The organism is Mycobacterium palustre (genome assembly GCF_002101785.1).
Lineage (GTDB): Bacteria > Actinomycetota > Actinomycetes > Mycobacteriales > Mycobacteriaceae > Mycobacterium > Mycobacterium palustre.
In genome coordinates, this window is record NZ_LQPJ01000101.1 from 20,777 (window position 1) to 46,962 (window position 26,186).

The 26,186-nt window shown below is 69.4% G+C and carries 30 protein-coding genes and 1 pseudogene; 20 read left to right on the forward strand and 11 right to left on the reverse strand.

The annotated features are described in order from the left end of the window. Position 1 precedes the first annotated feature (1 nt). The 6 genes from AWC19_RS13330 to purD all read left to right on the forward strand — a co-directional run bounded on the left by AWC19_RS13330 (position 2) and on the right by purD (position 4,290). Positions 2–751, forward strand: a complete 750-nt coding sequence (locus AWC19_RS13330; RefSeq protein WP_085078547.1) for an SDR family oxidoreductase — start codon at positions 2–4, stop codon at positions 749–751. After that, positions 748–1,605 carry an NAD(P)-dependent oxidoreductase gene (locus AWC19_RS13335; protein WP_085078548.1) on the forward strand — a complete coding sequence of 286 codons (858 nt, stop codon included), beginning with the start codon at positions 748–750 and terminating at the stop codon, positions 1,603–1,605. The genes AWC19_RS13330 and AWC19_RS13335 overlap by 4 nt, the downstream gene beginning before the upstream one ends. Continuing rightward, on the forward strand, positions 1,605–2,042 hold the full coding sequence (locus AWC19_RS13340) for a carboxymuconolactone decarboxylase family protein (protein WP_085078549.1): 438 nt from the start codon (positions 1,605–1,607) through the stop codon (positions 2,040–2,042). The genes AWC19_RS13335 and AWC19_RS13340 overlap by 1 nt, the downstream gene beginning before the upstream one ends. Positions 2,043–2,161: 119 nt before the next feature. Beyond that, on the forward strand, positions 2,162–2,695 hold the full coding sequence (locus tag AWC19_RS13345) for a forkhead-associated protein (protein ID WP_085078550.1): 534 nt from the start codon (positions 2,162–2,164) through the stop codon (positions 2,693–2,695). 128 nt (positions 2,696–2,823) lie between these two features. Beyond that, the gene (locus AWC19_RS29650) at positions 2,824–2,997 is read left to right on the forward strand and encodes a hypothetical protein (protein ID WP_158090866.1); all 174 of its coding nucleotides are present in this window, start codon (positions 2,824–2,826) and stop codon (positions 2,995–2,997) included. Between the two features lie 24 nt (positions 2,998–3,021). Then, on the forward strand, positions 3,022–4,290 hold the full coding sequence (gene purD / locus AWC19_RS13350; protein ID WP_085078551.1) for a phosphoribosylamine--glycine ligase: 1,269 nt from the start codon (positions 3,022–3,024) through the stop codon (positions 4,288–4,290). Here purD and AWC19_RS13355 read toward each other — a convergent pair. After that, positions 4,287–5,870: a gamma-glutamyltransferase family protein gene (locus AWC19_RS13355; RefSeq protein ID WP_085078552.1), complete on the reverse strand. Its 1,584-nt coding sequence runs from the start codon at positions 5,868–5,870 to the stop codon at positions 4,287–4,289. The two genes, purD and AWC19_RS13355, sit on opposite strands and share 4 nt — an antisense overlap. Before the next feature lie 70 nt (positions 5,871–5,940). Then, the gene (locus tag AWC19_RS13360; RefSeq protein WP_085078553.1) at positions 5,941–6,858 is read right to left on the reverse strand and encodes an alpha/beta hydrolase; all 918 of its coding nucleotides are present in this window, start codon (positions 6,856–6,858) and stop codon (positions 5,941–5,943) included. Positions 6,859–6,931: 73 nt separating this feature from the next. Here AWC19_RS13360 and AWC19_RS13365 point away from each other — a divergent pair, with 73 nt between their 5' ends. Then, complete coding sequence (locus AWC19_RS13365; RefSeq protein WP_085078554.1) at positions 6,932–7,549, forward strand: TetR/AcrR family transcriptional regulator; 618 nt, start codon at positions 6,932–6,934, stop codon at positions 7,547–7,549. Between the two features lie 4 nt (positions 7,550–7,553). Here AWC19_RS13365 and AWC19_RS13370 read toward each other — a convergent pair whose 3' ends face one another. Continuing rightward, positions 7,554–8,297 carry a DUF429 domain-containing protein gene (locus tag AWC19_RS13370; protein ID WP_085078555.1) on the reverse strand — a complete coding sequence of 248 codons (744 nt, stop codon included), beginning with the start codon at positions 8,295–8,297 and terminating at the stop codon, positions 7,554–7,556. A 68-nt stretch (positions 8,298–8,365) separates the two neighbouring features. Between AWC19_RS13370 and purB the strand changes: the two genes are divergently transcribed. The 3 genes from purB to AWC19_RS13385 are packed head-to-tail and all read left to right on the forward strand — an operon-like array spanning position 8,366 to position 12,029. After that, complete coding sequence (gene purB / locus AWC19_RS13375; RefSeq protein ID WP_085078614.1) at positions 8,366–9,784, forward strand: adenylosuccinate lyase; 1,419 nt, start codon at positions 8,366–8,368, stop codon at positions 9,782–9,784. Further along, a complete protein-coding gene (locus tag AWC19_RS13380; protein WP_085078556.1) occupies positions 9,781–11,028 on the forward strand; it encodes a cytochrome P450 in 1,248 nt (415 codons plus the stop codon). The genes purB and AWC19_RS13380 overlap by 4 nt, the downstream gene beginning before the upstream one ends. Further along, the gene (locus AWC19_RS13385) at positions 11,025–12,029 is read left to right on the forward strand and encodes a tellurite resistance/C4-dicarboxylate transporter family protein (RefSeq protein ID WP_085078557.1); all 1,005 of its coding nucleotides are present in this window, start codon (positions 11,025–11,027) and stop codon (positions 12,027–12,029) included. Before AWC19_RS13380 ends, AWC19_RS13385 begins: the two co-directional genes overlap by 4 nt. Here AWC19_RS13385 and AWC19_RS13390 read toward each other — a convergent pair. After that, positions 11,994–12,623 carry a hypothetical protein gene (locus tag AWC19_RS13390; protein ID WP_085078558.1) on the reverse strand — a complete coding sequence of 210 codons (630 nt, stop codon included), beginning with the start codon at positions 12,621–12,623 and terminating at the stop codon, positions 11,994–11,996. The two genes, AWC19_RS13385 and AWC19_RS13390, sit on opposite strands and share 36 nt — an antisense overlap. 63 nt (positions 12,624–12,686) lie before the next feature. On the opposite strand from AWC19_RS13390, the gene AWC19_RS13395 reads away from it, so the two are divergent. Together AWC19_RS13395 and AWC19_RS13400 are read left to right on the forward strand one after the other, a co-directional pair. Then, positions 12,687–13,580, forward strand: coding sequence for a phosphoribosylaminoimidazolesuccinocarboxamide synthase (locus tag AWC19_RS13395; RefSeq protein ID WP_085078559.1), 894 nt, complete (start codon positions 12,687–12,689; stop codon positions 13,578–13,580). After that, positions 13,577–15,727 carry a S9 family peptidase gene (locus AWC19_RS13400; RefSeq protein WP_085078560.1) on the forward strand — a complete coding sequence of 717 codons (2,151 nt, stop codon included), beginning with the start codon at positions 13,577–13,579 and terminating at the stop codon, positions 15,725–15,727. The genes AWC19_RS13395 and AWC19_RS13400 overlap by 4 nt, the downstream gene beginning before the upstream one ends. Here the strand turns inward: AWC19_RS13400 and AWC19_RS13405 are convergent. Next, entirely contained in the window at positions 15,656–16,102 is a 447-nt protein-coding gene (locus tag AWC19_RS13405) for a DoxX family protein (protein ID WP_085078615.1), read from the reverse strand. The two genes, AWC19_RS13400 and AWC19_RS13405, sit on opposite strands and share 72 nt — an antisense overlap. Before the next feature lie 95 nt (positions 16,103–16,197). Between AWC19_RS13405 and AWC19_RS13410 the strand changes: the two genes are divergently transcribed. Beyond that, positions 16,198–16,761, forward strand: a complete 564-nt coding sequence (locus tag AWC19_RS13410; protein WP_085078616.1) for a TetR/AcrR family transcriptional regulator — start codon at positions 16,198–16,200, stop codon at positions 16,759–16,761. On the opposite strand, the gene AWC19_RS13415 is transcribed toward AWC19_RS13410, so the two are convergent. Beyond that, positions 16,758–18,374 (reverse strand): DHA2 family efflux MFS transporter permease subunit, encoded by a 1,617-nt coding sequence (locus AWC19_RS13415; RefSeq protein WP_245848950.1) that lies wholly within the window; start codon positions 18,372–18,374, stop codon positions 16,758–16,760. The genes AWC19_RS13410 and AWC19_RS13415 overlap by 4 nt on opposite strands. 182 nt (positions 18,375–18,556) lie before the next feature. Between AWC19_RS13415 and AWC19_RS13420 the strand changes: the two genes are divergently transcribed. Both AWC19_RS13420 and AWC19_RS13425 read left to right on the forward strand, forming a co-directional pair. After that, complete coding sequence (locus AWC19_RS13420) at positions 18,557–19,261, forward strand: DUF2334 domain-containing protein (protein ID WP_085078562.1); 705 nt, start codon at positions 18,557–18,559, stop codon at positions 19,259–19,261. 49 nt (positions 19,262–19,310) lie between these two features. Next, entirely contained in the window at positions 19,311–20,978 is a 1,668-nt protein-coding gene (locus tag AWC19_RS13425; protein WP_085078563.1) for an FAD-binding dehydrogenase, read from the forward strand. Positions 20,979–20,993: 15 nt separating this feature from the next. Here AWC19_RS13425 and AWC19_RS13430 read toward each other — a convergent pair whose 3' ends face one another. Beyond that, entirely contained in the window at positions 20,994–21,632 is a 639-nt protein-coding gene (locus AWC19_RS13430) for an MBL fold metallo-hydrolase (protein ID WP_085078564.1), read from the reverse strand. Here AWC19_RS13430 and AWC19_RS13435 point away from each other — a divergent pair. The 3 genes from AWC19_RS13435 to purQ are packed head-to-tail and all read left to right on the forward strand — an operon-like array spanning position 21,609 to position 23,305. Beyond that, complete coding sequence (locus AWC19_RS13435) at positions 21,609–22,337, forward strand: ATPase (protein ID WP_211284918.1); 729 nt, start codon at positions 21,609–21,611, stop codon at positions 22,335–22,337. The two genes, AWC19_RS13430 and AWC19_RS13435, sit on opposite strands and share 24 nt — an antisense overlap. Positions 22,338–22,394: 57 nt before the next feature. Further along, positions 22,395–22,634 (forward strand): phosphoribosylformylglycinamidine synthase subunit PurS, encoded by a 240-nt coding sequence (purS, locus tag AWC19_RS13440; protein WP_085078565.1) that lies wholly within the window; start codon positions 22,395–22,397, stop codon positions 22,632–22,634. After that, on the forward strand, positions 22,631–23,305 hold the full coding sequence (gene purQ / locus AWC19_RS13445) for a phosphoribosylformylglycinamidine synthase subunit PurQ (protein WP_085078566.1): 675 nt from the start codon (positions 22,631–22,633) through the stop codon (positions 23,303–23,305). Before purS ends, purQ begins: the two co-directional genes overlap by 4 nt. A gap of 98 nt (positions 23,306–23,403) precedes the next feature. Here the strand turns inward: purQ and AWC19_RS30595 are convergent. The 3 genes and pseudogenes from AWC19_RS30595 to AWC19_RS13460 all read right to left on the reverse strand — a co-directional run. Then, positions 23,404–23,520: pseudogene (locus tag AWC19_RS30595) on the reverse strand (glycerol acyltransferase); the annotation flags it as partial. 171 nt (positions 23,521–23,691) lie between these two features. After that, positions 23,692–24,162 (reverse strand): YbjN domain-containing protein, encoded by a 471-nt coding sequence (locus AWC19_RS13455; RefSeq protein WP_085078568.1) that lies wholly within the window; start codon positions 24,160–24,162, stop codon positions 23,692–23,694. A gap of 95 nt (positions 24,163–24,257) precedes the next feature. Next, the gene (locus tag AWC19_RS13460) at positions 24,258–24,659 is read right to left on the reverse strand and encodes a nitroreductase/quinone reductase family protein (protein WP_085078569.1); all 402 of its coding nucleotides are present in this window, start codon (positions 24,657–24,659) and stop codon (positions 24,258–24,260) included. A 58-nt stretch (positions 24,660–24,717) separates the two neighbouring features. Between AWC19_RS13460 and AWC19_RS13465 the strand changes: the two genes are divergently transcribed. Both AWC19_RS13465 and AWC19_RS13470 read left to right on the forward strand, forming a co-directional pair. After that, positions 24,718–25,314 (forward strand): TetR/AcrR family transcriptional regulator, encoded by a 597-nt coding sequence (locus AWC19_RS13465; RefSeq protein ID WP_211284920.1) that lies wholly within the window; start codon positions 24,718–24,720, stop codon positions 25,312–25,314. Next, entirely contained in the window at positions 25,311–25,715 is a 405-nt protein-coding gene (locus AWC19_RS13470) for a VOC family protein (RefSeq protein WP_211284921.1), read from the forward strand. Before AWC19_RS13465 ends, AWC19_RS13470 begins: the two co-directional genes overlap by 4 nt. A 6-nt stretch (positions 25,716–25,721) precedes the next feature. On the opposite strand, the gene AWC19_RS13475 is transcribed toward AWC19_RS13470, so the two are convergent. After that, positions 25,722–26,177, reverse strand: a complete 456-nt coding sequence (locus tag AWC19_RS13475) for a cupin domain-containing protein (protein ID WP_085078572.1) — start codon at positions 26,175–26,177, stop codon at positions 25,722–25,724. Positions 26,178–26,186: the final 9 nt, after the last annotated feature.

Consider the following 26,186-nt stretch of genomic DNA (forward strand, 5'->3'; position numbering starts at 1 on the left):
CATGCGATTCGACAACAAGGTGGCCATCGTCACCGGGTCCGGGGGCGGCATCGGGCAGGCGTACGCCGAGGCGCTGGCCCGTGAGGGCGCCGCGGTGGTCGTCGCCGACATCAAGGCCGAGGCGGCCGAGGGCGTGGCCAAGCAGATCGTCGCCGACGGCGGCACCGCCATCAGCGTTCCGGTCGACGTGTCCGACCCGGCGTCGGCCAAGGCGATGGCCGACCGCACACTGGCCGAGTTCGGCGGCATCGACTACCTCGTCAACAATGCCGCGATCTTCGGCGGCATGAAGCTGGACTTTTTGCTCACCGTCGACCCGGACTACTACAAGAGGTTCATGAGCGTGAACCTCGACGGCGCGCTGTGGTGCACCCGCGCGGTCTACAAGAAGATGGCCAAGCGCGGCGGCGGCGCGATCGTCAACCAGTCCTCGACCGCGGCGTGGCTGTACTCGAACTTCTACGGACTGGCCAAGGTCGGCATCAACGGCCTGACCCAGCAGCTGTCCCGCGAACTGGGCGGGCAGAAGATCCGGATCAACGCGATCGCCCCGGGCCCCATCGACACCGAGGCCAGCCGCACCACCACGCCGGCGGAGATGGTCGACGACATCGTCAAGGGTCTTCCGTTGTCGCGCATGGGAACTCCGCAGGATCTCGTCGGGATGTGCCTGTTCTTGCTGTCCGACGAGGCGTCCTGGATCACCGGGCAGATCTTTAACGTCGACGGCGGGCAGATAATCCGGTCATGACAGATCTCGGGCTTCTCGGATACATCGGCCTCGGCAAGATGGGCGCGCCGATGGCCAAACGGCTGGTCGACTGGCCCGGCGGGGTCGTCGTCTACGACGTCCGGGCCGAGGCGATGACGCCGCTGGCCGAGGCCGGTGCGACGCTGGCCGACACCGTCGCCGACGTCGCCGCCGCCGACCTGATCAGCGTCACCGTGCTCGACGACACTCAGGTGCGCGAGGTCGTCGGCGAGCTCGCGGGCCACGCCAAGCCCGGCACCATCGTCGCGATCCACTCGACCATCAGCGACACGACCGCCGTCGAGCTGGCCGCCGAGCTGAAACCCCAAGGCATCCACGTGGTGGACGCCCCGGTCAGCGGCGGCGGGGGCGCGGCCGACAAGGGGGAGCTCGCCGTCATGGTGGGCGCCGAGCGCGAGGTTTACGAGCGGGTCAAGCCGGCGTTCAAGCAGTGGGCCTCCATGGTCATCCACGCCGGAGCGCCGGGCGCGGGGACGCGAATGAAGCTGGCCCGCAACATGTTGACCTTCACCTCCTACGCCGCGGCGTGCGAGGCGATGCAGCTGGCCGAGGCGGCCGGGCTCGACCTGCAGGCGCTGGGCCGAGTGGTCCGGCATACCGACGCGCTCACCGGCGGCCCGGGAGCGATAATGGTGCGCGACGACATGAAAGACCTTGAGCCGGGCCACTTTTTGTACCAGCCGTTCCTGCACACCCGCGGGCTGGGTGAGAAGGATCTCAGCCTGGCGCTGGGCCTGGGCGAGGCGGTATCCGTCGACCTGCCGCTCGCCGAGCTGGCGCTGCAGCGGCTGGCGGCCGGCCTGGGCGTACCGCACACACAGAAAGAGGCGTAATGGACGAATCGCGCCGCAAGGGCCTCGAGAAGATGAACGAGGTCTACGGCTGGGCGATGCCCAACATCGAGGGCGACCCCTACTTCGATCTCACCGTCGATCACCTTTTCGGCAGCATCTGGACGCGGCCCGGGTTGTCCATGCGCGACAAGCGCATCATGACGCTGACGGCGGTGACCGCGATCGGCAACCGCGACCTGGCCGAGATTCAGATCAACGCGGCCCTGCTCAACGGCGAACTCACCGAGACCGAACTCAAGGAGATGGCCGTCTTCCTCACGCACTATCTCGGTTTCCCCCTGGGCTCGGCCCTCAACGGTGCGGTCGACACCGTGGTGGCCAAGCGCAAGAAGGCCGCGGCCAAGGGCGCCGGAGAGGACAAGAAGGCCAACGCCGACGCCGCGGTCAAGATGCACACGGGCAAAACTTTTGATTAACACCTGATACGCGCTTCCGTCCCGCAGTACTTGACGTGTACACGCCGGGCATGGCATGCATATCCTCAACCGCAATGTTCCGCGTCAGGCCGGCCGGACCATAGAGAGATGAGGAAAGCATGGCCCAGGACAACCCGGACGAGGGGGAAGCCCCGATCATCGTCGGCATGGCCGAGGCGGCCATGCACATGTACGTCACGGCCATCGGCGCGTTGCCCGATGACGACGACGACGAATTCCGGCCCCGGGTCGAGGTGATCCTCACCGGCCTGCGCAAGTTGCGGAAGACCCTGACTGACGCGGCAACTCGCAGCAGGCTGACGCCCCGCGTGGTCGTAGCCCTGAGCGAAGCTCGTCAGTGCTACGACGATCTGATGGAACGGGCCGCGGCTGCGCCCGGCGCCACACTGGGTCAGCAACTCTACGTAGCCCGCCTGCACGCCAAACTCTCGGCGAAGGAGACCGCCAACGGGGCCGGACTGCGCGCGGAACTGCTCGACGACCTCGAGGCGGGTGAGATACCGACCGAGGACGAGGCCGTCAAAATCAAGGGCCTGATCGAGGCCCTCGGCCGCGGGGTGCCGACGATCAACGCCAACGACGGCGACCACGAGCGGCCTCCCGCCGAGTCATTCGACGAATCCGTGGCGTGACTTTCAGCCCGGGTGGCCGCCTCAGGACGGCCGGCCACCTCGGGGCATCACGTATTCGGAGGGCGGCGCGGAGACCCCGTTGACCGTCGCGCCGCCGTTGATCTGCCCGGCGCCATCTGGAGCATGTTGTGGGGAAACGCGAGAGTCGGTTTGGTGAGGGCGTCGAGCCGGGCCAGCTCCTCGGCGCCGAGATCGACATCGACGGCCTCGCCGTGCTGTCGGCGGAGTTCGAAAAGCGCCTCGCGCGCCTCGCCGCCGGGCAGCAGAAGGAACTCAAAAGCCTGCTGGAGCGAATTGTCTGAGCGCCTGGGCTAGTCTGACGTGTCGTGCGCGTCCTCGTCATCGGTTCCGGTGCCCGTGAACATGCGCTGCTGCTGGCGCTGAGCAAGGATCCGCAGGTCACCGCGCTTGCCATCGCGCCGGGCAACGCCGGCACCGCCCGGCTGGCCGAGCAACACGATGTGGACATTACCTCCGGCGACGACGTCGTCGCGCTGGCTCGCGAGGTGCGCGCCGACATGGTGGTCATCGGCCCCGAGGTGCCGCTCGTGCTGGGGGTGGCCGACGCCGTCCGCGCCGCTGGCATCGTGTGCTTCGGCCCCAGCAAGGACGCGGCCCGCATCGAAGGCTCCAAGGCGTTCGCCAAAGAGGTCATGGCGGCGGCGGGGGTGCGGACCGCCTTCAGCGAAATCGTCGACAACCCAGCCCATTTGGATGCCGCCCTGGACCGGTTCGGGCCGCCGGCCGGCGATCCGGCGTGGGTGGTCAAAGACGACCGCCTGGCGGCCGGCAAGGGCGTCGTGGTGACACCGGATCGCGACGCGGCGCGCGCCCACGCCGCCAGCCTGCTCGACGCCGGCCACCCGGTGCTGCTGGAGTCTTTCCTCGACGGCCCCGAGGTGTCGCTGTTCTGCGTCGTCGACGGCCCCACCGTCGTGCCGCTGCTGCCGGCGCAGGACTTCAAACGCGTCGGCGACGGTGACAGCGGACCCAACACCGGCGGCATGGGCGCCTATGCGCCGCTGCCCTGGCTTCCCGACGACGTGTACCGGCACATGGTCAGTCGGGTCGCCGAACCCGTTGCGGCCGAGCTGGTTCGGCGGGGGAGCCCGTTCTCCGGATTGCTGTATGTCGGGCTCGCCATCACCAAGAACGGGCCGGCGGTGGTCGAATTCAACTGTCGCTTCGGTGATCCCGAGACGCAGGCCGTGCTCGCGCTGCTGGACTCACCGCTCGGCCAGCTGCTGTATGCCGCGGGCACCGGGGCCCTGGCCGACTTCGGCGAGCCGCGCTGGCGCGACGGCGCCGCGGTGACGGTGGTGCTGGCCGCCGAAAACTATCCCGGGCGTCCCCGCGTCGGCGACGTCGTCGTGGGCTCCGAAGCCGAGGGCGTGCTGCACGCCGGGACGGCGCGACGCGACGACGGCGCCGTCGTCTCGTCGGGTGGGCGGGTGCTCTCGGTGGTGGGCACGGGCCCCGACCTGTCCGCCGCCCGCGCCAAGGCATACGAACTCCTAGGCTCGATCAAGCTGGCCGGCAGCCACTTTCGCGGCGACATCGCGCTCGCGGCGGCCGAGGGCAAGATCAGCGTCTAAAAACCGGCCGCTTGGCCGTCGCGGCGCGGGTCGCTCACCGCGAGGTACCCGTCGTCGAGGCGCCAGATGGCCTGGCAGCTGCCGAACTGGCTGTAGTCGTCCACGGTGGTCAGCTCGTGTCCGCGCCGCCGCAGCTCGTCGAGCGTTGACCGCGGGAACCCGCGCTCGCAACAGACCTGCGTGCCCTGCAGCCACCGGAACCGCGGCCCGTCGCACGCGGCCTGCGGATTTTGGCCGTGGTCGGCGATGCGCACCATCACCTGCACGTGACCCTGGGGCTGCATGAATCCGCCCATCACCCCGAAGCTCATCACCGGCTCACCGTCCTTGGTGACAAAGCCCGGGATGATCGTGTGGTAGGGGCGTTTGCTGGGACCGACGCGGTTCGGATGGCCTTCCGCCGCTTCGAAATTCGCTCCCCTGTTTTGTAGCGAAATTCCGGTGCCCGGCACCACCACACCCGAACCGAAACCCATGTAGTTCGACTGGATCATCGACACCATCACGCCCGCGGCGTCGGCCGCGGTCAAGTAGACAGTGCCCGCGTCGGGGGTGCCCGCGAACGCCGGCTTGGCCCGATTGCGGTCGATCAAGGTTGCGCGCTGCCGCAAATAGTCCTTGTCCAGCAGGCGTTTCGGAGTTAGCGCCATGTGATCGATGTCGGCTACATAGGCCTGCGCGTCGGCGAACGCCAGCTTCACCGCCTCGATCTGCAGGTGCACGCTATCGGCCGAATCGGCGGGCAGCGAAGACATGTCGAAGTGCTCGAGGATTCCCAGGGCGATGAGCGCCACGATGCCCTGGCCGTTGGGCGGTATCTCGTGCACCGTATACCCGCGGTAGTCGGCGTCGATCGTGTCCACCCAGTCGGCGCGGTGCGCGGCGAGGTCGCTCGCCCGCATGACGCCGCCGTTGGCCAGCGCGTGCGCCTCGAGTTTGGCGGCCAGTTCGCCGCGGTAGAACGCCTCGCCGCGGGTTGCCGCGATCTGCTCCAGCGTGGCCGCGTGATCGGGAAAGCGAAACAGCTCACCGGGCTTGGGCGCCCGACCGGCGGGCAGGAACGCCTCGGCGAAACCGGGCTGGTTTCGAAACAGCGGCACCTGCGCCGCCCATTGCTCCGCGACGGTCGGTGAAACCAGAAAGCCCTTGCGGCCGTAGGTGATTGCGGGTTCGAACAGCGTGGCGAACGGCAACTTCCCGAACTTGGCGTGCAGCTCGGCCCACGCCGAGACCGCCCCGGGCACCGTCACCGAGTTCCAGCCGAGCGCGGGAACGGCCTTGCCGCCGAAGTACTCCGGTGTCCACCCCGCCGGCGCGCGGCCGGAGGCGTTGAGCCCGTGCAGCCGCGCGCCATCCCACACGATGGCAAAGGCGTCGGAGCCGATGCCGTTGGACACCGGTTCGACGACGGTGAGCGTGATGGCGGTGGCGATCGCCGCGTCCACCGCGTTGCCCCCCTCGGCCAGCATCCGCAGGCCCGCCTGCGCGGCGAGCGGCTGCGACGTGCACACCGCGTTGGCGGCCAGCAGCGGCTTGCGCCGCCAGGCGTAGGGGAAGTCCCAACCGAAAGGTGCGCTCACGTCCGCGAGCGTAACGCTGCGGCGGTTGTCGGCGTGCTTCTCTGGCCGTGGCGTCACGCTCGCGCGGGCGTCAGGCCGTCAGCAGCGGCGCCATCCACGTCAGCTCGGCCGGAAGCTGCGAGCTCCAAAACTCGCCGTTGTGCCCGCCGGGCGAGAAGCCGCCCGCGGGCGGGTTGGGCAACTGCGCGATGAATTGTTTGGTCGCCGCGTAGAACGGGTCGCTGTCGCCGCAATCCACCCTGATCGGGATCGACGCCAGCGCCGGCATCCCGAACACCGAGTTCGCGGCGAAGTCGTCGGGCCCGTCGAAGGCACCGGGCGCGGCCGCCCCGGACGACAGCCACAGCGCCGGGCTCACCGCGCAGATCGCGGCGGTGCGCGCGGGTCCGAGCCGGCCGCCGATCAGCAACGCGCCATAGCCGCCCATCGACCAGCCCAGGAAGGCCAGCCGCGAGGTGTCCAGGCCCTGGCCCCCCAGCATCGGGATCAGCTCGTCGACCACCATCGCGCCGGAGTCCTCGCCGGACGCCCGCTTGTGCCAGTAGCTGCCGCCGCCGTCGACGGCGACGACCGCGAAGGGCGGCAGCCCGGCGTCGACGGCCTGGGCCAGCCCCTGCTCGACCCCGCCGGCCATCACGGTGGACGCGTCGCTGCCCTTGCCGTGCAGCGCGATCACCGGACGCAGCGCCTTGGTCTGGCCGGGCGGCCGGGCGATCGCCCAGTTGGTCGCGACGCCGCCGCGGGCCGCCGAGACGAAGGATCCCGTAACCATGGTGGGCGCCGCCTGCGCGGGCGGCGCCGGCTCGAGCGGTGTCGTCGGCGCCGGCGCGAGCGGCGCCTGGGTGCCGGCCACCGGCGCGGGCGCGGCGCGCGACGTTCGCGGCTGGAGCGCGGTGTCGAGGGCGTAGGCGCCGGCGGCGCCGAGGGCCGCGGAGGCGCCGAGACCGAGCAGGGCGCGGCGGCTCAGGTCGGGCATGCGGGCCATCATGCCATGTGTGTTTGACGAGCCGTTTGGCCGAAATGGCAATGCAGTACCACTTTGACTGGCACGATGGCTACTCGTGACCGCAGCAGTCACTCCCAAGGGGGAACGTCGACGGTATGCGCTGGTGAGCGCAGCCGCCGAGCTGCTTGCCGAAGGCGGGTTCGAGGCGGTGCGTCACCGGGCGGTCGCCCGGCGGGCCGGCCTGCCGTTGGCGTCCACCACCTATTACTTCTCGTCCCTCGACGACTTGATCGCCCGCGCCGTCGAGCACATCGGGATGATCGAGATCGCGCAGCTGCGGGCCCGGGTCAACGAGCTGTCCCGGCGGCGTCGCGGACCCGAGACCACCGCCGAGGTCTTGGTGGACCTGTTGGTGGGGGATCTTTTCGATCCCTCGCTCGTCGAGCAGCTGATCTCCCGCTACGAGCGGCACATCGCCTGCACGCGCCTGCCCGCGCTGCGCGAAACCATGCGCCGCAGCCTGCGGCAGCGCGCCGAGGCCGTCGCCGAGGCCATCGAGCGATCCGGCCGGTCCGTCCACATCGAGCTGGTGCGCACGCTGGTCTGCGCGGTCGACGGCGCCGTGGTCTCGGCGCTGGTCGAGGGGAGCGACGCGCGGGCCGCGGCCATGGGGACGGTGGTCGACATCATCGACGTGCTGGCACCCATCGACCCGCGCCCCGTCCAGATCTGACCGGTTACGGGCGGGCCATTTCGGGCGGCAGCGACGGCGTCACGACGTACCCGGTGGCGAAATCGCCGTAGATCGTGACGTCGGCGGGGCGGCGCTGCGCGTACAGCGCGACATAGGCACAGACCACGGCGTCGACGGGATCTTCGGCGCGGCGCAGCTCGCTCTTGCGCTGCGCGGCGATTACCTGCCGGCGCAGTCGCGCCCAGTCCTCGACGGCGACGTCCAACGGCACCGGCGCCTGCGCGAGCTTTTCGATGCCGTCCATCAGCACCAGCAGCTCTGATTTGAGGCGGGCCACGTCGCGGCCCGGTTTGGCCTTGTACTTCAGCGTCCGCGCCAGCGCGAACAGCACCACGGTCGCGGGGTGCGGGTAGACCTCGATCGCCCGGCGGGGGGCCGACGAGTACGGGTCCATGTCCAGGCCCAGCGCCCGGGCCAGCCGCGCCGCGCGTGGGACGTCGGCGAACTCCGGTTTGGCGGTGTTGGCCGGGTGGGCGCCGGCTTCGAACCGGCGAAAATCGCGGTTCAGCGCCGCCTCGGCCGGCCGCTGGCCCGTCGGGTTGGTGACCACGAGCGGCGCGTCGAACGCGACCAGGCAATCGCCCCGCACGTAGGGCGTCAACGCCGCCAGCACCGCCGCGTCGTCGCCCACCGCACCGAGGCGCACCAGGCGGCCGTTGGCGTCGAGCACGGCGACGCCGGTCGGCTTGCGGCCGCCCCAGGCCAAATCGACGCCGACGAAGTACATCGGAACAGGCTAGGGCGCGCGCTCGGCGATGAGGAGACCGCGGCGGGCAAACCGTAAGCTGTGTGTTTGTGAGCATTCCCAACGTGCTGGCCGCCCGGTACGCCAGCCCGGAGATGGTCGCGATCTGGTCACCGCAGGCGAAGGTCGTCGCGGAACGCCGGCTGTGGCTGGCGGTGCTGCGGGCCCAGGCCGAGCTCGGGGTGGATGTTCCGCAGGAGGCGATCGCCGACTACGAGCGGGTGCTCGACGACGTCGACCTGGCCTCGATCGCCGACCGCGAACGGGTGCTGCGCCACGACGTCAAGGCCCGCATCGAGGAGTTCAACGCGCTGGCCGGCCACGAACACGTGCACAAGGGCATGACCAGCCGCGACCTCACCGAGAACGTGGAGCAGCTGCAGATCCGGCGGTCGCTGGAAGTGGTGTTCTCCCACGCCGTCGCGGTGGTGGCGCGCCTGGCCGAGCGGGCGGTGGCCTATCGCGATCTGGTGATGGCCGGGCGCAGCCACAACGTGGCCGCGCAGGCCACCACGTTGGGCAAGCGGTTCGCCTCCGCGGCGCAGGAGACGATGCTCGCGCTGACCAGGCTGCGCGAGCTGATCGACCGCTATCCGCTGCGCGGCATCAAGGGCCCGATGGGCACCGCGCAGGACATGCTCGACCTGCTGGACGGGGACGCGGTCAAGCTTGCCGAGCTTGAGCGGCGTGTTTCCGAGTTCTTGGGCTTCGCAACGGTTTTGACGAGCGTCGGGCAGGTCTACCCGCGCTCGCTGGACCACGACGTGATCTCGGCGCTGGTGCAACTCGGCGCCGGACCGTCGTCGATGGCCCACACCATCCGGCTGATGGCCGGCCACGAGCTGGTCACCGAGGGTTTCGTCGAGGGGCAGGTCGGGTCGTCGGCGATGCCGCACAAGATGAACACCCGCAGCTGCGAACGGGTCAACGGGCTGCAGGTGGTGTTGCGCGGCTACGCGTCGATGGCGGCCGAGTTGGCCGGTGCGCAGTGGAACGAGGGCGACGTGTTCTGCTCGGTGGTGCGCCGAGTCGCGTTGCCCGACAGCTTCTTTGCCATCGACGGGCAGATCGAGACGTTCCTGACGGTGCTCGACGAGTTCGGCGCCTACCCGGCGGTGATCGCCCGCGAACTGGACCGCTACCTGCCGTTTCTGGCCACCACCAAGGTGCTCATCGCCGCGGTGCGCGCCGGCATGGGCCGCGAGGCCGCCCACCACGTGATCCGCGAGCACGCGGTGGCCACCGCGCTGGCCATGCGGGAGCGCGGCGCCGAGCCCGACCTGCTGGACCGGTTGGCCGCCGACGAGCGGCTGCCGCTGGACCGCGCGGCCCTGGACGCCGCGCTGGCCGATAAGAATGCGTTCACCGGCGCCGCCGCCGACCAGGTGGATGAGGTGGCCGCGGCGGTGGACGCGTTGGTGAGCCGCTATCCGGACGCGGCCAAGTACACGCCGGGGGCAATCCTGTGACGCTCGCCGGCGCGCTGGCGCGCATCGACTTCACCGATCTGGACAACTTCGCCAACGGTTTTCCGCACGACCTGTTCGCCGTCCATCGGCGCGAGGCGCCGGTGTACTGGCACGATCCGACGGACAACACCCCCGACGGCGAGGGTTTCTGGTCGGTGGCCACCTACGCGGAAACGCTTGCGGTGCTGAAGGATCCGGCGACGTTCTCGTCGGTGACCGGCGGCGAGCGAGCGTTCGGCGGCACCCTGCTGCAGGATCTGGCGATCGCGGGCCAGGTGCTCAACATGATGGACGACCCGCGGCATTCGCAGGTCCGCCGGCTCGTCAGCTCCGGGCTGACGCCGCGGATGATCCGCCGCGTCGAGGACGACCTGCGGGCCCGGGCGCGCCGGCTGCTGGACGCGGTGGCGCCGGGCGAACCGTTCGACTTTCTGGTCGACATCGCCGCCGAGCTGCCCATGCAGATGATCTGCATCCTGCTGGGAGTGCCGGAGTCCGAACGGCATTGGCTGTTCGAGGCCATCGAGCCGCAGTTCGACTTCGGCGGTTCGCGCAGAGCGTCGCTGTCGCAGCTTTCGGTGGAAGAGGCCGGGTCGCGGATGTACGCCTACGGCCAGGAGCTGATCGCCTCGAAGCGCGCCAACCCCACCGACGACATGCTGTCGGTCGTCGCCAACGCCACCGTCGACGACGCCGACGCGCCCGCGCTGTCCGACCTCGAGCTGTACCTGTTCTTCAGCCTGTTGTTCAGCGCCGGCGCCGAGACGACCCGCAACGCCGTCGCCAGCGGCCTGCTGGCGCTCGCCGAGCACCCCGAGCAATTACAAACGCTGCGAGCCGACTTCGACATCCTGCCCACCGCCGTGGAGGAGATGGTGCGCTGGACGTCGCCGTCGCCGTCGAAGCGGCGCACCGCCACCCGCGACGTCACCCTCGGCGGCCGGCCGGTGCGGGCCGGGCAGAAGGTCCAGATCTGGGAGGGCTCGGCCAACCGCGACGAGACCGTGTTCGACCGCGCCGACGAATTCGACATCACCCGAAAGCCCAACCCCCACTTGGGCTTTGGTCAGGGCGTGCACTATTGCCTGGGCGCCAACCTGGCCCGGCTGGAGTTGCGGGTGCTGTTCGAGGAACTGCTGACCCGCTTCGCGGCCGTGCGGGTGGTCCAGCCGCCCGAATGGACCCGCAGCAACCGGCATACCGGCATCCGGCACCTCGTCGTGGAGCTGCTCGAGGACCAGTGAGGATCCGGCTCGCCGACGCCGAGCCGTCACCCGACGCGTTCGCCGCGGTGATGGCCACCGGCGTCCTGTCGATCGTCGCGCGCGATCACCATTACCGCGCCCTCAGCGACACATTTGGCGTTCTGGCCACCGCCGGGCTGCTGGGCCTGGTGGCCCTCACGCTCGTCACCCGGGCGGTCGCGTCGTGGGATCTGCGCGATCCCGACGTGACGCTGCGGCTGTTCACGTTCGTGGCCGCCTGCGCGGTGCTCGACAGCCGCCTGGCGTCCCAACGCATCACGCTGAACGTACTCGGCGCGGTGGCGTTCGCGGCGTGGCTGGTGTTGATCGTGCTCACCGCGCGCAACATGGCCGCCCACCCCTGGGCGGCGCTGCGGGACCGCGCGCACGGGGCGTGGGAGCTGGCCAGCGTGGGCACCTCCGGGCTGGCGATCGTGGCGGCGACGGTCGCGCGGCACCAGCACCGGTGGCTCTGGGTCGCCGTGCCGGTCTGGGTCGCCGCCGTGTGCATCTACGCCCTGATGACGTGGTTGATCCTGTGGCGCGCCGTCACCGAACGCCAGGACCTCGACGGCTTCGAACCCGATAGCTGGATCTTGATGGGAGGCCTGGCGATTGCGACGTTGGCCGGCGACAGCATCCACGCCGCGGCCCCGGCCGCGGTGGGCGGGCCGGTGCTCGGGGTGACCGTCGTGACCTGGGTGGCGGCCACCCTTTGGATCCCGCCGCTGATCTACTTCGGCCTGCACCGGATCCGGCAGGGGCCCGATCTGCTGCGGTTCGCCGGCGTGTGGTGGGCGTTGGTGTTCCCCCTGGGCATGTACGCGGCCGCCAGCTACGCCATGGCCGTCGAGATCGGTCACGGCTGGCTGATCACCGTCTCGCTCGTGTTCTTCTGGGACGCGTTCGCCGCGTGGCTGATCGTCGTCGTCGCCGGGCTGCAACGGTTGTCGCGCGCGGCGGCGTCAGCCCGCCCGCATGGCGACGCCGGCCGACCGTAGCTCCAGCGCGGCCAGCGCCCGGATGGTGACGGCGTCCTCGCGGCGCCATGCGCCGACCGGATCCGCGCTGATCGCCGCCAGCCTGCGCGGCGGCCGGTTGGTCAACGCGCGCAACGCCAGCAGCTGCTCGCCGGCCGCGGTCGCAGCCAGGCCCGTGACGGCCCACTTGCGCCGGAAAAACCGCAGCCGCAGGAAAAGCCAGGGCAGGTCGACGATCAAAAGCGGGACTGCGACCACGCTCAGCGCCAGCAGCACCGCGAGCCAGCTGGCCGTGGTGTCGAGGCTGTGGCCCGCCCCCGCGATGTCGAGGGCTGCCACGCTGGCCGATGTGAGTGGCTTGCTGACCGCATCGCCGACCACCGGAATATGTTGCGCGCCACGGCCTGCCGACGCCAGATTGCCGGCGATTCCGTTCGCTCCGTTTTCGACCTGCCGGCCCGCGTCGGCGATGGCCGAGATGGCGTCGTACACGGCCGTGCCGACCAGCAGCCAGATCGCCGTCCATACCACGATGGCGAAATCGCTGAAGAGCTGGACGGCCAGCCGTCCTGGTGTCGTGGCGTAGGGCAGAATTCGCGAAGTCGGCGACGTCATAGCGCAATACCAGCACAGCTCCCGGCGCCGCGTAAGTTTTACGGCGCCCGATAGGCTGGCCCGATGCGCCCTGCACTGTCCGACTACCAGCATCTGGCGAGCGGCAAGGTCCGGGAGATCTACCGCGTCGACGACGAGCACCTGCTGCTGGTCGCGACCGACCGGATCTCGGCGTACGACTATGTGCTAAACAGCACCATCCCGGACAAGGGCCGGATCCTGACCGCGATGAGCGTGTTTTTCTTCGGCCTGGTCGAGGCGCCCAATCACCTGGCGGGGCCCCCGGACGACCCGCGCATCCCCGACGAGGTGCTGGGCCGCGCGCTGGTGGTGCGCCGCCTCGAGATGGTCCCCGTGGAATGCGTGGCGCGCGGTTACCTGACCGGCTCGGGGCTGCTCGATTACCAGGCCACCGGCAAGGTCTGCGGCATCCCGCTGCCGCCCGGCCTGGTCGAGGCCAGCAGGTTCACCACCCCGCTGTTCACCCCAGCGACCAAGGCCGCGCTCGGCGACCACGACGAGAACATCCCGTTCGCCCGGGTGATCGAGATGGTGGGCGCGGTGCGGGCCAACCAGCTGCGCGACCGTACCCTGCAGATCTACGTCCAGGCCGCCGATCACGCATTGAAGAGGGGAATCATCATCGCGGACACAAAGTTCGAATTCGGCACCGACCGCGACGGCAACCTGCTGCTGGCCGACGAGATCTTCACCCCGGATTCGTCGCGGTACTGGCCCGCGGACGGTTACCGGCCCGGCGAGGTCCAGACCAGTTTCGACAAGCAGTTCGTCCGCAACTGGCTGACGAGCCCTGAGTCCGGCTGGGACCGGCACGGCTCGCAGCCCCCGCCGCCGCTGCCCGGCGACATCATCGAGGCCACCCGCGACCGCTATATCAATGCCTACGAACGCATTTCCGGTCTGAGCTTCGACGACTGGATCGGCCCGGGCGCATGACCGAGACACTCGGACCGCCCACCGCCAAGCGCGTCGACAGCCGGCGCGAGCACCACGGCGACGTCTTCGTCGACCCGTACGAATGGCTGCGGGACAAGGCCGACCCCGACGTCATCGCCTACCTCGAGGCCGAGAACGACTACGCCGACCGGATGACGGCCCATCTGGAACCGTTGCGGCAGAAGATCTTCGACGAGATCAAATCGCGCACCAAGGAAACGGACCTGTCGGTGCCGACGCGCCAAGGCGACTGGTGGTACTACGCGCGCACGTTCGAAGGGAAGCAGTATCGCGTCCAATGCCGTTGCCCGATAACCGATCCCGACGACTGGGACCCGCCGCTTTTGGACGAGAACACCGAGATCCCGGGCGAGCAGGTGTTGCTCGACTCGAACGCCGAGGCCGAGGGTCACGAATTCTTCGCGCTGGGCGCCGCGACGGTCAGCTTGGACGGTAACCTGCTGGCCTACTCCGTCGACACCGTCGGCGACGAACGCTACACGTTGCGGTTCAAGGACTTACGGACGGGTGAGCTGCTCGACGACGAGATCGCCGACATCGCCGCGGGTGTGACCTGGGCGGCCGACAATCGCACGGTCTACTACCTGACCCTGGACCCGGCCCACCGCCCCGACAAGGTGTGGCGTTATCGGCTCGGCTCGCCGGCGCCGGCGGAGCTGGTGTATCACGAACCCGACGAACGGTTTTGGCTGGGAGCGGGGCTGACCCGCAGCGAGAAGTACGTGATCATCGCCGCGGGCTCGTCGATCACCACCGAGATCCGCTACGCCGAGTCGGCCGATCCGCAGGCGCAGTTCACCGTCGTGCTGCCACGACGCGAAGGCGTCGAGTACTCCGTCGAGCACGCGGTGGTCGACGGGCAGGACCGATTCCTGATCCTGCACAACGACGGTGCGGTGAACTTCACCCTCAGCGAGGCGCCGGTCAGCGACCCGACGCGGCAACGCACCCTGATCGCCCACCGTGACGACGTCCGGCTCGACGGCGTCGACGCCTTCGCCGGGCATCTGGTGGTCACCTACCGCCGGGCGGCGCTGCCCCGAATCCAGTTGTGGCCCATCGATTCCGATGGCGGCTACGGTGAGCCCGACGAAATCTCGTTCGATTCCGAGCTGATGTGGGCCGGATTGGCCGGCAACCCGAACTGGGAATCGCCGAAGCTGCGCATCAGGGCGGGTTCGCTGGTCACCCCGGCGCAGATCTATGACATCGACTTTCGCACCGGTGAGCGGACCTTGCTGCGCGAGCAGCCCGTCCTCGGCGGGTACCGCCCCAGCGACTACGTCGAACGCCGCGACTGGGCGCTGGCGGACGACGGCACCCGTGTGCCGGTCTCGATCGTCCACCGCGCCGACATCGAGTTCCCCGCTCCCGCACTGCTGTATGGCTACGGCGCCTACGAGATCTGCACCGACCCAAGCTTTTCCATCGCGCGGCTGTCATTGCTGGACCGCGGGATGGCATTCGTGATCGCCCACGTCCGCGGCGGCGGCGAAATGGGCCGACTGTGGTACGAGCACGGCAAACTGCTGCAGAAGAAGAACACCTTCACCGATTTCGTCGCGGTGGCACGGCATTTGGTGGACTCCGGCCTGACCACTCCGCGGCAGCTGGTGGCGCTCGGCGGAAGCGCGGGCGGCCTGCTGGTCGGTGCGGTGGCCAACCTGGCGCCGGAGCTGTTCGCCGGCATCCTCGCGCAGGTGCCCTTCGTCGACCCCCTGACCACCATCCTCGACCCCTCCCTGCCGCTGACCGTCACCGAATGGGACGAATGGGGAAACCCGTTGAGCGACAGCGAGGTCTACTGGTACATGAAGTCGTATTCGCCCTATGAGAACGTCAGCGACAAACGATATCCGGCCATCCTGGCGATGACCTCGCTCAACGACACCCGGGTCTACTACGTGGAGCCGGCCAAATGGGTGGCGGCGTTGCGGCATGCCGACACCGACGGCACCGAAATCCTGCTGAAAACCCAAATGAACGCCGGGCATGGTGGCGTCAGCGGCCGCTACAAGTCGTGGAAGGAAACGGCTTTCCAGTATGCGTGGCTGCTAGCTGCCGCCGACCGCGACCGCTACGGCCGCGGCCAGGAACACGATCTGGATGGCCGTCCGCAGGGGTAGCCGTGTCGTCATCGACTTGGGCGGATCGGGCATCCGGGCGGCATAAACGTTGGCCGGAAACATCGCCACCATCAGCACCCCCAGGCAGATGGCCGCCGCCGCCCGGGTCGTCGGGACCAACAGGCCCGCCGCCCCCAGCAGCTCGAGCAGGCCGGTGACGCTGACCAGGACGCCGGGCGCGGGCAGTCGCGGCGGCACGATCGCGATGAGGTCCCGCCGCAGCGGCGGGGCGAAGTGCGAAAACCCGGTCAGCACGAACATCGCCGCCAACCCGACGGCCAGCGCCGCGGGCCAGCTGTTCACGTAAACAACGCCGATCCAGCCGATGCTGCGAGCGGCGAGGGTCGCCACGACCAGCGCGATCAGGGGAGCCATTTCCAATTCCAATCTAGACAGTGACAAGTTGTGCGCGCATCCGAACGTAGGCCACGATCTAGGCACTGTCAAGATGCGCCGGTATGCTGGCGGCTGTGAACCGGCCCAGCTACCACCACGGCGACCTGCGCGCGGTGATCCTCACCGAGGCCGCGCGACTGGTGGCCGAGCGCGGCGCGGACGGGGTGTCGTTGCGCGAGTTGGCCCGCGGCGCGGGGGTGTCACACGCCGCGCCCGCGCACCACTTCACCGATCGGCGGGGGCTGTTTACCGCGTTGGCCACGCAGGGATTCCGGTTGCTGGCCGACGCGCTGGCCGGGGCCCGCGGAAACTTCACCGACGCCGCGCTGGCCTACGTCCGGTTCGCCCTCGAGCATCCCGGCCACTACCGGGTGATGTTCGACAGGTCGCTGCTCGACGCCGCGGACGCCGAGCTCGCCGCCGCGGAGGCCGCCGCCGGGGCGGAACTTTCCCGCGGCGTCGCGACGTTGCGGGACGCCAACGCGCGGGCCGACCCGGCCGCGGCTCAGCTGGCGGCATGGTCACTGGTGCACGGGTTTTCGATGCTGTGGCTCAACGACGCGGTCAACGATCGGGTCCGGCGGGCCGACCCGATGGACACCGTGATGCGGATCGCGACGATGCTGTTCGACGGCTAATCGACGCCGGCGGTTTGGCTCGCCGGCTTCTTCGGCAAAAACAGCGCCGGGACGACGGTGAACGTTACCAGCACGACCGCGGCGACGAACACCGTTGTGTAGGCGTGGGAAAGGTCGTGCAATAGGCCGTCGGAGAAGCCGGGGGCGATTGCCTGCGGGGGTATCGCGGACGGGTCGACCGGCACCCCGGTGGCGGCCGCCCGCTGTTGAAGTGCCGCGAGTTTGTTTGCCGCGACGATGTTTTCGCTCCGGTTGAACTGGTTGGTCAGGATCATCGACATCAGGGCGGTTCCCATGGAACCGCCCACTTGATGGCTGACGCTCATCAGCGTTGTGCCGCGCGCGATTTGATGCGGCGCCAGCGCCTGCACCGACGCCACGGACAGCGGCATCATGGTGCAGCCCATGCCCAGGCCCATGATGGCCAAGGCCACCGAGAGCGTGGGCAGGTAGTGGGCGTGCGTGGCCACACCGAATGCAAAGGCGCCCAGGCCCGCAATGATCAGCGCGATGCCGACCAGGACGATCTTGCCCGGTCCTTGCCGGTCCACCAGCGGTCCCGTCAGCCGCATGGTCAGCATCGCGCCGAGTCCCTGCGGGATCATGTGCACGCCGGCCTGCATCGGCGTCTGGTGCAACACCTGCTGGAAGTAGCTGGGGAGCAGCAGGCCCGCGCCGAAGAATGCGGTGGCGAACAGCACCATCGTCACGTTGGCGTGGGTGATCACCTTGTTCTGGAAAAGCCGCAGATCGATGAGGGGGTGATCGGCGCGGCGCCCTGCGTGCACGACGAACGCGGCGATCAACGCCAGCCCGACGACCGCCGGTATCAAAACGCGACGATCGGCCACCGTCCCGCAGCGGGGGACGGACGACACCGCGAACAGGAACGTCGCCAGCCCGGGCGACAGCAGCAGCCCACCCACGACGTCGAAGGTCTCCGACCGCGCGGGGTGATCTTTCGGATACACGATCGCCGCCAGAACCAGCGTCACGACCCCGATCGGCAGGTTGATCAAAAAGATCCATCTCCAACTGGACGTGTCGATCAGCCAGCCGCCGAGGATCGGCCCGCCGATCGGCGCGAGCAGCATCGGAATGCTGAGGATCGACATCAGGCGGCCGAGGCGCCCGGGACCCGCCTCGCGGGTCATGATCATGAACCCCAGCGGCATCAACATCCCGCCGCCGATGCCCTGCACTACCCGAAACGCGACCAGCTGAACGATGCTCGACGCCACCGCGCACAGCAGCGAGCCCAGCGCGAAGGCCGCCACCGATCCCATGAACAGCCGTTTGGTGCCGAAACGGTCGGCGGCCCAGCCCGTCAGCGGGATGACGGCCGCCAACGCCAGCGTGTAGCCGGTCATGGTCCACCCGACGACGGCCTGGGTGGAGCCGAATTGGGCGATGAACGTGCGTTGCGCGACGGCGACGACGGTGATGTCCAGGATCGCCATCACGGTGGCCAGCAGGCACACGCCGGAGACCCGCAGGAGGGCGGCGTCCAGCTTTTCCGGATACACGCGCGCTTCCGGCTGCGCGGTGGGGGCGATGGCCGGCGGGGTGTCGGCCGCTGCTGAACGGGCCTTCTCCATAGCGTTGCTTAGCATATCGAATCGTTCGCCGGCGCCGACGGCGGTCGGTTTGCTGGCCAGCCCGGTGTCGCGGCCGTGGCCGCGGTGGCGATCGAGTCGCCCGATGTGCCGTTTCGCACGCCTGACCGGGGCCGATATACGCCTGCCGTCTGCGTGTCCTTCACCGTCCCGACACCTGGAATCGTCACACTGCGGGTGTGTCTGGAAAATTGATCGTCTCGGTCTCCGGGATCGGTGAGCGCACCCTTGCCGACGTCGAGGCGTTCTGCGCACAAATGGATGCCCGTAAGGTGCCCGTGTCGTTGCTGGTGGCCCCGCGCCTGTCCGGCGACTACCGGCTCGACCGCGACCCGCACACCGTCGAGTGGCTGACCGCCCGGCGCGCCGGCGGCGACGCCATCGTGTTGCACGGTTACGACGACCCCGCCACCAAGAAGCGCCGCGGCGAATTCGCCATCCTGCGCGCCCACGAGGCGAACCTGCGGCTGATGGCCGCCGACCGCGTGCTCGAACACCTCGGGCTGCGCACCCGGCTGTTTGCGGCGCCGGGTTGGGTGGTGTCACCGGGGGTTGTAAAGGCGTTGCCGCAGAATGGCTTTCGGCTGCTGGCCGACCTGCACGGGGTGACCGACCTGGTCCGTCACCAGACCGTTCGCGCCCGGGTGCTCGGCATCGGGGAAGGCTTTTTGACCGAGCCGTGGTGGTGCCGCATGGTCGTGCTGTCGGCCGAGCGGATCGCGCGCCGAGGTGGCGTCGTGCGCGTCGCGGTGGCCGCTCGCCAGTTGCGCAAACCGGGCCCGCTGCAGGCGATGCTGGACGCCGTCGACCTCGCGGCGATGCACGGCTGCGCGCCGACGCTGTACCACTGGCGGCCCGACAGGGCCGCGCTCGACGCCGCCTGACCCCCAGCGTCCGAGGGGGCCTCGGGGCGGGGCACTACCCTGTTCCGACATGAGCGATTCTTCGGCCGCGGCGTTTCCCGCCGACGTGATCATCGTCGGTGCCGGGCTGTCGGGCCTGGTGGCCGCCTGCGAGCTGGTGGAACGCGGCCTGCGGGTGCTCATCCTCGACCAGGAGAACAGCGCCAACCTGGGCGGGCAGGCATTTTGGTCGTTCGGCGGGCTGTTCTTCGTCGACAGCCCGGAACAGCGCCGCCTGGGCATCCGCGACAGCCACGAGCTGGCGCTGCAGGACTGGCTCGGCACCGCGGCCTTCGACCGGCCGGAAGACTACTGGCCGCGCCAATGGGCCCATGCCTACGTCGATTTCGCGGCGGGTGAGAAGCGGAGCTGGCTGCGTGACCGCGGGCTGAAGCTCTTCCCGCTCGTCGGTTGGGCCGAGCGCGGCGGCTACGACGCCCAGGGGCACGGCAACTCGGTGCCTCGCTTCCACATCACCTGGGGCACCGGGCCCGCGTTGGTCGAGATCTTCGCCCGCCGGCTGCGCGACCGCTCGACCGTGCGCTTCGCGCACCGCCATCAGGTCGACGAGTTGATAGTCGAGCGCGACGCGGTGACCGGCGTTCGGGGCACCGTGCTCGAGCCGTCGGCCGCGCCGCGCGGTGTCGCGTCGTCACGAAAGGCGGTGGGTCAGTTCGAGTTCCGGGCCTCGGCGGTGATCGTGGCCAGCGGCGGCATCGGCGGCAACCACGACCTGGTGCGAAAGAATTGGCCGCAGCGGATGGGCCGCGTCCCCGAACAGCTGCTCAGCGGGGTGCCCGCCCACGTCGACGGCCGCATGATCGCGATTTCGCAGCAGGCCGGCGCGCGGGTGATCAACCCCGACCGGATGTGGCACTACACCGAGGGCATCACGAACTACGACCCGGTCTGGCCGCTGCACGGCATCCGGATCATTCCCGGGCCGTCGTCGCTGTGGCTGGACGCGTCCGGCAAGCGGTTGCCGGTGCCGTTGTATCCCGGATTCGACACGTTGGGCACGCTGGAGTACATCACCAAGTCCGGGTTCGACTACACCTGGTTTGTGTTGAACGCCAAGATCATTGAGAAGGAGTTCGCGCTTTCCGGTCAGGAGCAGAATCCCGACCTGACCGGGCAGAGCGTTCGGGAGCTGATCCGCTCCCGGGCCCGCTCCGGCCCACCGGGACCGGTGCAGGCGTTCGTCGACCGGGGCGTGGACTTCGTCAGCGCGGATTCGTTGCGCGAGTTGGTGACCGCGATGAACAAGCTGCCCGACGTCGAGCCGCTGGACTACGCCACGGTGGAGGCCGAGGTCACCGCCCGCGATCGCGAGGTGGCCAACAGGTTCAGCAAGGACGGCCAGATCACCGCGATCCGGGCGGCCCGCAACTATCTGGGGGACCGGCTGGGCCGGGTGGTGGCGCCGCACCGGCTGACCGACCCGAAGGCCGGCCCGCTGATAGCGGTCAAGCTGCACATTCTGACCCGAAAGACGTTGGGCGGCATCGAGACCGACCTGGCCGGCCGCGTGCTCACCGGCGACGGCACCCCGCTCACCGGGCTGTACGCCGCCGGCGAGGCGGCCGGGTTCGGCGGCGGCGGCGTGCACGGCTACCGGGCGCTGGAGGGCACCTTCCTCGGCGGCTGCATCTTCTCCGGGCGTGCCGCGGGCCGCGGCGCCGCGGACGACATCACCTAGCTCCGATTGCTCGCGCTAGAAGGTGACCCCGGTTTCCTCCGGTAAGACCTGGAAGTCGGTGCTGGTCATCTCGCTGAGCCGGCCGTAGTAGATGCCCCTGGCGTCCGGGGCGACGATGCCCTGGTGGATGGGAACCGCGCGGGCCGGCGCCACGGCGCGCAGGTAATCGACGGCCTCGGCGATCTTCATCCACGGGGCGGCCGCCGGCGCGGCCAGCACGTCCACCGGCTCGTCGGGCACGAACAGCGCGTCGCCGGGGTGCATCAGCCTGGCGGCGTGCCCACCGTCGCCGACGAGATACGAAATGTTCTCTATCACAGGGATTTCCGGGTGGATCACCGCGTGCCGGCCGCCGACGGCCCGAACGGTCACCTCACCGATTTGCAGCGAGTCGCCGACGTGCACCGCCCGGCACGGTTCACCCAATTGCTCGGCGGTCTGCGAATCGGCGTACAGCGCCGCGCCGGGGTTGCCTTCGAGCAGCGCCGGCAACCGCCCGACGTCGACGTGGTCGGGATGCTGGTGGGTGATTACGATGGCCGTCAGGCCGGTGATCCCCTCGAAGCCGTGCGCAAAGGTGCCGGGATCGAACAGCAGACGGGTGTTGTCGAACTCCGCCAGTAGGCACGAATGGCCGAAATGCGTCAGTTGCATGTCTACGATTGTGCCCCGACGGAGGTGATGCCGATGCGGGTGAATCTGGCGACGATTCTGGTTGTAAGCGGCCTCGCGGTCGCTCTCGTCGTCACGGTGCCGGCCCACGCGGAGCCGGAAACCTGCCCGGCGGTGTGCGACCAGATCCCGAACACGGCGTGGATTCGGCCGCGTGCGGTGCCGCTGGACTCGGCGTACAACTGGCCCGCCCTGGCGGGCGTGGCGGTGCAGACAACGGGGGCGGAAAGCCCCCGTTTTCGGTTCGAGGACGTGTGCGGGTCCGCGCCGGCGCAGGACGCCCGGAATTCGGCGGTCGCGGCCCGGGCGACGGTCACCCACCCGGACGGGCAGTGGCAGCTGCAGGCATTGATCCTGCATTGGCGCGGCGACACGGCCCGCGGCGGCGCCATGGCGACGTCGGTGTTCGCCAACGCCGTCGCAGCGCTGCGCGCCTGCCAGCGCGGCGCGCCGGAGGAGTCGCCGTCGATCACCACCGACGAACCGGTCCGGATGGCCGCGGTGATCAGCGGGCCCGTCGTCGTGCACACCTACCTGGTCGCGCACCCGGCGAGCAGCACGATCAGCGAGCTCACCCTGTGGGAATCGGGGCCGCCGCAGGTGCCCTGGCCGGTGCTGACGGACGACCCGGTGCTCAACGCCCTGGCCGCCCCGCTGTGCGACGCCTATATCGCCTCGTGCCCGTGACCGGCGCGCCGCCGGTAGAGTTGGGTGGCGAGCCCAAACCCTTCAGGAGGAGCGCCGGTGAGCCGGGTGGTCGTGCACGTGATGCCTAAAGCGGAGATTTTGGACCCGCAGGGCCAGGCGATTGTCGGCGCGCTGGGCCGCCTGGGGCACCCGGGGATCTCGGATGTGCGCCAGGGCAAGCGTTTTGAGTTGGAGGTCGACGACACCGTCGACGACGCCACGCTGGCCGAGATCGCGGAGTCGTTGTTGGCGAACACCGTGATCGAGGACTGGACGATCAGCCGGGAGGCGCAGTGACCGCACGGATCGGCGTCATCACCTTTCCGGGCACGCTCGACGACGTCGATGCGGCCCGCGCGGCGCGGCGCATCGGCGCCGAGGCGGTCGCCCTGTGGCACGCCGACGCCGACCTCAAGGCGGTCGACGCCGTGGTGGTTCCCGGCGGCTTCTCCTACGGTGATTACCTGCGCGCCGGCGCCATCGCGCGGTTCGCCCCGGTGATGGCGGAGGTGGTCGCGGCCGCGGGGCGGGGCATGCCGGTGTTGGGGATTTGCAACGGTTTTCAGGTGCTCTGCGAGGCCGGCCTGCTGCCCGGCGCGCTGACCCGCAACGCGGGGTTGCATTTCGTCTGCCGCGACGTGTGGCTGCGGGTGACGTCGAACTCGACCGCCTGGACGTCGCGCTTCGAGCCCGACGCCGACCTGCTGGTGCCGCTGAAGTCCGGCGAGGGGCGCTACGTCGCTCCTGACAACGTGCTCGACGAGCTGGAGGGCGAGGGCCGGGTGGTGTTCCGCTATCACGACAACCCCAACGGCTCGCTGCGCGACATCGCCGGCATCAGCTCGGCCGACGGCCGCGTCGTGGGGTTGATGCCGCACCCCGAGCATGCCATCGAGGCGCTGACGGGCCCGTCCGACGACGGGCTGGGCCTGTTCTACTCGGCGCTGGACGCGGTGCTGGCCGTCTGAGCGGAAACCACTGCCGCGCAATGTATTCGGTGAAGGCGGCGGTGAGCGCGCCGGTCGGCTCGTGCGATGCCGAGCTGGTCGACATAACTCCAGACGGCCTGCATCACCGCGCGCACGTGGGCATCGACCTCGGCGACGTCGGCGTCGGCGCCGAACTGGTCGGTGATGTCGATTGGCTCGAGCACCTCGGTGACGACCTTGGCCGGCAGCGGCAGGATGTTGAGTCGGGCCGGTTTTCGGTGCTTTGCCGGTCGTCGTCGCGCATGTGGTGCTGCTAGCCGCTGTGACGTCCGCCTCAAACCTCAGCGGTTGCCGCGGGGGAGAGCAACCCGGGGGTGATGCCGGAAACAGTCCTCGTCAGAGCGAGCCCCGGCCCGGCTGACGTGTCAGCCGGCGTCGCGCAGCAACGGCTGTGGCGCCGAGGGCAACTCGACGACCGGAGCCAACTGAGCGAAGAGTTCGATTGCGTCGGCGATGGCGCCGTCGACGAACGACGCGAAATCCTCGAAAGACACGCCGTCCCTTATCCAGTGCGACCGGCGCGCGATCATGCCGATGCGCTGCGGATCGGTCGAGTTGTGCACGATCGCGACGACCTCGCGGTTCTGTGAGTTCCAGATGTCGGCGAAGTGCGTCAGCCACGGCCGGTCGGTGGCGGGAAAGAAGCAGGACGGCATCACGCGAACGATCAGCACGTCGCCGTGCGCGGGGCAGGCCTCGAGGTGGACGTGCAGCCGGCGCGGACGGGTGTTGGCGACGTAGAAGAATTCGCCGTCGTGCTGGCCGCGGAAATAGCGGCTGCCGCGCGTGCGCAGGTAGCGTTCGATCAGGTCGGCGCAAAGCGACTCACTCGTCATGAGGTCGATGGTGCGGCCGGCGGCTTTGCGGATGCTTGGAGCCGAGCGCGTCGCGAGCCAAGAAATCGGTGAGAATCAGCTGAGCGAGCGGCGCCTCACTTTCGATCCAGGTCGATCCGGATCGTCAGCAAGTCGGTGCCCAGCGCGCGCACCATCGCGCTGTTGAGGCGCGGCAGTTTGGCCAACCGGGCCCGTGGGTCGTCGTCAGGCAACAGCAACGCGGTCCCGGTGCGCCAGCGGCCGCGGATGCGAAGCCGAACCATATTGTCGGCCTTGATGTTTCGAACGTAGTCGGAAGCCTCGCCGTGGTCGGACACCAGCCAGAACACGTCGCCGTCGAGGCGCCCGCCGATCGGGGTGCGTCGCGGCCGCCCGCTGACCCGGCCGGTCGTCTCGAGCAACACTTGCGTGGGCAGCCGGCGGGTCACCGGGTTGGCGATATGGCGGTGGAAGAAGCCGACGCGGCGACGCTTGCGGGTGGACGGGTGCGCGGTCATGCCCACCAGCATTGTCGAGACTAGCGGTCTCGTCAATGGGGACGCTAACCTTCAGGTTGTGACGGCGACCCAGCGCAGGCCCCACACCGGAAGCCGGCGCAACGACGCGGCGCGCCGGGCGATCCTGGACGCGGCCGCCGAGCTGCTCGCCGCCGCCGACTCCCCGCCCATCACGGTGGGCGCCATCGCCGAACGGGCGGGCGTCGGCAAGCAGACGATCTACCGCTGGTGGCCGACGAAAAGCGAGGTGCTGCTCGACGCGATGATCGACCGCGCGCGGCGGGTCGCGCCGACCCCCGACAGCGGCGATCTGCACACCGACCTGCGGCAGTTTTTGCGCTCCACGTTCGCCGCCGCCCCCGAAAACCGCCGCCTGCTCCTGGGCGTGCTGCGCGAGGCCCTGGCCGACGGCGCCACCATGGAACGGCTGGCGGCGTTCACCGCCGCCCGGCGCCACGAGTTGGCCCACATCCTCGACCGGGCGCGGGCCCGCGGCCAGCTCCACGGACTCCGGCCCACCCAAGCGGCAGTCGACCAGGCGTTCGGATTACTCTGGTACCGAATGATTTTCGGCCACCAGCCGCTCGACTCGCGGGCCGCCGACGACCTGGCGACCGCGCTGACGACGCAGCTGCAGAACAGCCAGGAGGGATGAGGGTGCGATTCGCGGTGGAACGGATCGATCACGTCGTCCTGAATTGCAACGACGTCGAGGCCACCGCGTCGTGGTACGAGCGGGTTTTGGGCATGCGGCGCGACACGTTCGGGCCCACGAACAGGATTGCGCTGCGCTTCGGGGATCAAAAGCTCAACCTGCGACCGGTCGGGGCGCTGGCCGGCGATCCGGAGTGGGTCACCGGTTCGGTGGAGGCGGCCGGTTCGGCGGACCTGTGCTTCGTCACCCGCAGCAGCCCCGACGACGTGCGCGCCCACCTGGCCCACTGCGGGGTGGAGATCCTCTCCGGTCCGGTGACCAAGACCGGCGCCTTGGGAGCGATGACGTCTCACTACTGTCGTGACATCGACGGCAATCTCGTCGAAATCGCCGTCTACTGAACGCCTTTAGAGCGGATACAGCGCCGGCAGGTTCACCACGATGGCCTCCTGGGTGCTGCGCGCGATGACCACCTCGGCCGGCGTGCTGGGATCGGGATTTTCCTCCCGGTGCGGCAGATACGGGGGGATGAAAACGTAATCGCCCGGCGCGGTGGAGATGCGCACCTCTTGGGTGCCGTCGTGAAAGACGAACTCCGGGTTGCCGCTTCGGACATAGATCGCGGTTTCCGATTCGCCGTGGTGATGGTTCGACGAGGCGGCTCCCGGCGCCGCGTGTGTCTCTCCCATCCACAGCTTCTCCGCCCCGACCGACGAGCCGCTCAGCGCGGCGAAACGCCGCAACCCCTCCGATTGCGCGGTGTCGGAGCTGATGTCGGACGCCTTGACGTGGTGCACGCGGTTGCGCCCGACTTCGGTCGCGGCGCGGTCGAAGTCGGGGTGAAATCCCTCTGATGTCGCCATGGGTTCTCC

Coding starts and splice junctions, on each gene's coding strand:
- AWC19_RS13330 (WP_085078547.1), top strand. CDS start 2: ATGCGATTCGACAACAAGGTGGCCATCGTCACCGGGTCCGGGGGCGGC.
- AWC19_RS13335 (WP_085078548.1), top strand. CDS start 748: ATGACAGATCTCGGGCTTCTCGGATACATCGGCCTCGGCAAGATGGGC.
- AWC19_RS13340 (WP_085078549.1), top strand. CDS start 1,605: ATGGACGAATCGCGCCGCAAGGGCCTCGAGAAGATGAACGAGGTCTAC.
- AWC19_RS13345 (WP_085078550.1), top strand. CDS start 2,162: ATGGCCCAGGACAACCCGGACGAGGGGGAAGCCCCGATCATCGTCGGC.
- AWC19_RS13360 (WP_085078553.1), bottom strand. CDS start 6,858: ATGATGGCCCGCATGCCCGACCTGAGCCGCCGCGCCCTGCTCGGTCTC.
- AWC19_RS13370 (WP_085078555.1), bottom strand. CDS start 8,297: ATGTACTTCGTCGGCGTCGATTTGGCCTGGGGCGGCCGCAAGCCGACC.
- AWC19_RS13390 (WP_085078558.1), bottom strand. CDS start 12,623: ATGACGTCGCCGACTTCGCGAATTCTGCCCTACGCCACGACACCAGGA.
- AWC19_RS13395 (WP_085078559.1), top strand. CDS start 12,687: ATGCGCCCTGCACTGTCCGACTACCAGCATCTGGCGAGCGGCAAGGTC.
- AWC19_RS13400 (WP_085078560.1), top strand. CDS start 13,577: ATGACCGAGACACTCGGACCGCCCACCGCCAAGCGCGTCGACAGCCGG.
- AWC19_RS13405 (WP_085078615.1), bottom strand. CDS start 16,102: ATGGCTCCCCTGATCGCGCTGGTCGTGGCGACCCTCGCCGCTCGCAGC.
- AWC19_RS13415 (WP_245848950.1), bottom strand. CDS start 18,374: ATGCTAAGCAACGCTATGGAGAAGGCCCGTTCAGCAGCGGCCGACACC.
- AWC19_RS13425 (WP_085078563.1), top strand. CDS start 19,311: ATGAGCGATTCTTCGGCCGCGGCGTTTCCCGCCGACGTGATCATCGTC.
- AWC19_RS13435 (WP_211284918.1), top strand. CDS start 21,609: ATGGCCGAAATGCGTCAGTTGCATGTCTACGATTGTGCCCCGACGGAG.
- AWC19_RS13430 (WP_085078564.1), bottom strand. CDS start 21,632: ATGCAACTGACGCATTTCGGCCATTCGTGCCTACTGGCGGAGTTCGAC.
- AWC19_RS13455 (WP_085078568.1), bottom strand. CDS start 24,162: ATGACGAGTGAGTCGCTTTGCGCCGACCTGATCGAACGCTACCTGCGC.
- AWC19_RS13460 (WP_085078569.1), bottom strand. CDS start 24,659: ATGACCGCGCACCCGTCCACCCGCAAGCGTCGCCGCGTCGGCTTCTTC.
- AWC19_RS13470 (WP_211284921.1), top strand. CDS start 25,311: ATGAGGGTGCGATTCGCGGTGGAACGGATCGATCACGTCGTCCTGAAT.
- AWC19_RS13475 (WP_085078572.1), bottom strand. CDS start 26,177: ATGGCGACATCAGAGGGATTTCACCCCGACTTCGACCGCGCCGCGACC.